Below are 2,842 nucleotides of genomic sequence, written 5' to 3'. Positions count from 1 at the left end.
GCTCCACCGGATCGCGTAGGCGACGGACGCACGGCCGCCGGTCAGGCGCCCGCCGTCGTACTCCGGCTCGACGCGGTCCCCGAGCGCCGGAGCACGCGTCGCTTGGGCCACGTCGGCGCCGTAGGCCAGGGGAAAGGTCCAGGCCGAGACGTCGTAGAACAGGCTGTCGGTGTACTCGAGCGTCCGCTCCATCGCGGCCTTGACCAACCGTCCCTGGGGCTGGTCGAGCGGGACGGCGTACGCCGAGCCCGGCCGGAACCGCCGGTCGCCGACGGTCACCTCGTCCTCGAGGTCGTAGATCTCGACGCGGCTGCGACGCAAGGCCTGGGCGAGCGCCTGGCCCCGTGTCCGCCGCTCGCTCAGGTCGATGAGGTACGCATTCGAGGACGGACGCTGGGCGTAGAAGTCGCGGGCGTGGGTGAGCAGCCGCTGGCGGAGAGCGACGGCCGCGCGCAGCGTCGAGATCGAGGTCGCGAGCTGGTTGCGCACCGTGACCGCGTAGTCTAGGACGCCGTTCTGCTCGGTCTCACGCGTCAGGGCTCGGCTCGAGGCCTGCTCGAACAGGATGCCGACCGCCCCGTTGACGTCGGGGTACGTCGAGCCTTTGCCGTAGTAGAAGTCGTCGAAGCTCTCGCCCGAGTAGTAGAGCTGGCCGATCCGGTCGAGCTCGGCGGCGTGGTACGTCGCGATCTCGCCCGTCAGGTCGATGGTCTCGGCCGGCGTGTTGGGGTTGTTGCGCGACGGGATGCCGGGCTGAAAGAAGAACGTCGCCTCGGGACCCATCTCGTGGTGGTCCGTCGAGACCTGCGGCCGCCACGTGTGCCACCACGCCATGCGCCCGCGGCTCTCCCGGAGCTCGGTCGGGAGCCAATCTCGGTTGAGGTCGAACCAGTAGTGGTTGGTGCGGCCCTGGGGCCACGGCTCGTTGTGCTCCAGGTCGGCGGGGTCCGTGACCGGCGTGCCACCGCGGTAGCTGTTGACCCAGTCCACAAAGCGGTCGCGCCCGTCCGGGTTGAGCAGCGGGTCGAGCAGGACGACGCTGTCCTGCAAGAGCGTCTCGACCTCGCCCTGCGCCGCCGCCAAGTGGTAGAGCCACACCAGCGCCGCTTCCGTCCCCGACGCCTCGTTGCCGTGGACCGAGTACCCCTGGTACACCACGACGGGCATCCCGGAGACGTCCATCGACCTCGAGGCCGACTCGCTGATGGCGACGTTCGCGCGCTGGATCGCGTCCAGCCGGCCGTGGTTCTGGGGCGACGTCACGATCGCGTGGGCGAGCCGACGTCCCTCGTAGGTCGTCCCGTGGAACCCGACCTCGACGCGTGGCGACGCCGCCGCGACGGCCTCGAGGTAGCGGATGGCCTCCTCCGGGCGCGTGTGGCGCTCTCCGATCGTAAAGCCCAGAACGTCCTGGGGCGTCGGGACGGAGGCGTCGTAGCCGGCCGTGCCCTCGATGGCGTAGGGCGTGGCGAGGGGCACCTGGGGCTGGGCGACGGCCGTGGCGGTCAGGGCGAGGAGGAGAACGAGCGGGCGCATGAACGGGCGGGAATCTGGCCCGAACCTAGCGCTACCCGTGGGTCGAGATCCGCGGCCTCGAGGTCGGCTCTCGGCACACGCGTCCTCGAGGTCGAAACGGGCGCCCGTCGCCGCTCGGCAACCCCGCGCCGTCCTCGAGGTTGTGCCCCCGTGAGCAGCGCCACCCCCAGCCGGTTCGTCCGCACGTTCCCGGTCTACTTCGGATGGCCCGTGACCGTCGCGGCGGCCGTCGCGATGGCGTGCACGCTGCCGGGCCAGACGGCCGGCGTGTCGCTCTTTATCGACTCGTTCATCGACGACCTCGAGGTCAGCCGGTCCGCCGTCGCCTTGGCGTACACCGGGGCGACGGTCGGGTCGGCGCTGGTGCTGCCCTGGGTCGGGCGCGCCCTCGACCGGTGGGGACCCCGGCGGGGCGTCGTGGTCATCGCGGCGCTGTTTGCCGTCGCGTGCGTCGCGATGGGACAGGCGAGAGGCCTGGCGACGCTGGCCGTCGGGTTCTTCCTGCTCCGGGCGTTGGGGCAAGGGGCTCTGAGCTTGGCGGCGGTCCACGTCGTGAACCTGTGGTTCGTCAAGCGCCGAGGCGTCGCGGTCGGCGTGATGGGGTTGGGCATGGCGGCGGCGATCACGTTCGTACCGGGCCTGATCGAGCGCGGCATCGGCACCGTCGGCTGGCGCGAGACGTACGCGTGGCTCGGCGTCGCGGTCGCCGTCGTGCTGCTCCCGGTCGGCGCGACGTTTTTCCGCCGGCACCCCGAGTCCTACGGCCTGCTCCCCGATGGCCTCACGGGGGACGACGCGCCACCCGAACGGTCGGTCGCCCTCGAGGACGCGCGCCGGACCGGGACGTTCTGGCTCCTGACGGCCGGCTTGGCGTCGACGAGCTGCATCGGGACGGCGCTCTTGTTCCACCACGTCGACGTGATGGGCGCAGGCGGGTTGTCGAGGGCCGACGCGGCCCTGCTGTTCGTTCCCTACGGCGTGGTGACAGCGGCCTCGAGTCTGGGCGCCGGCGCCGTCCTCGACCAGATCGGTCCGGGGCGCGTGCTGGGCGTCTCGCTCGCGCTCTTCGCGTCAATGACCGCGTCCGTGCCGCTGGTCGATTCCACGGCTGGCGTGTGGGCCTACGGGGTCGTGTTCGGCCTGGTCCAAGGTGCCCAGGGAAACGTGGGCGGGAGCGCGTACGCGTTCTTTTTCGGCCGGCGTCACATCGGTGCGATCAAGGGCTTTACCCGAACCGTGTTCGTCGCGGCCACGGCGGTCGGGCCGCCACTGGTGGCATGGGGCGCTGCGACGCTCGGCTACGGGC

General features: G+C 71.4%; 2 protein-coding genes. One reads left to right on the top strand and one right to left on the bottom strand.

All coding sequences use genetic code 11. The annotated features are described in order from the left end of the window. Positions 1 to 1,536 (bottom strand): M14 family zinc carboxypeptidase (locus WBA11_RS04685; protein WP_424519560.1); only part of this gene is annotated, 1,536 nt, incomplete at its 3' end. Between the two features lie 150 nt (positions 1,537 to 1,686). On the opposite strand from WBA11_RS04685, the gene WBA11_RS04680 reads away from it, so the two are divergent. Next, the coding region (locus WBA11_RS04680) for an MFS transporter (RefSeq protein ID WP_424519559.1) at positions 1,687 to 2,842 on the top strand (1,156 nt) is incomplete at its 3' end.

Origin of the sequence: Rubrivirga sp. (genome assembly GCF_049648075.1) — a bacterium.
In the GTDB taxonomy this organism is placed as follows: Bacteria; Bacteroidota; Rhodothermia; order Rhodothermales; family Rubricoccaceae; genus Rubrivirga.
This window is presented reverse-complemented; position numbering and strand designations above follow the sequence as displayed.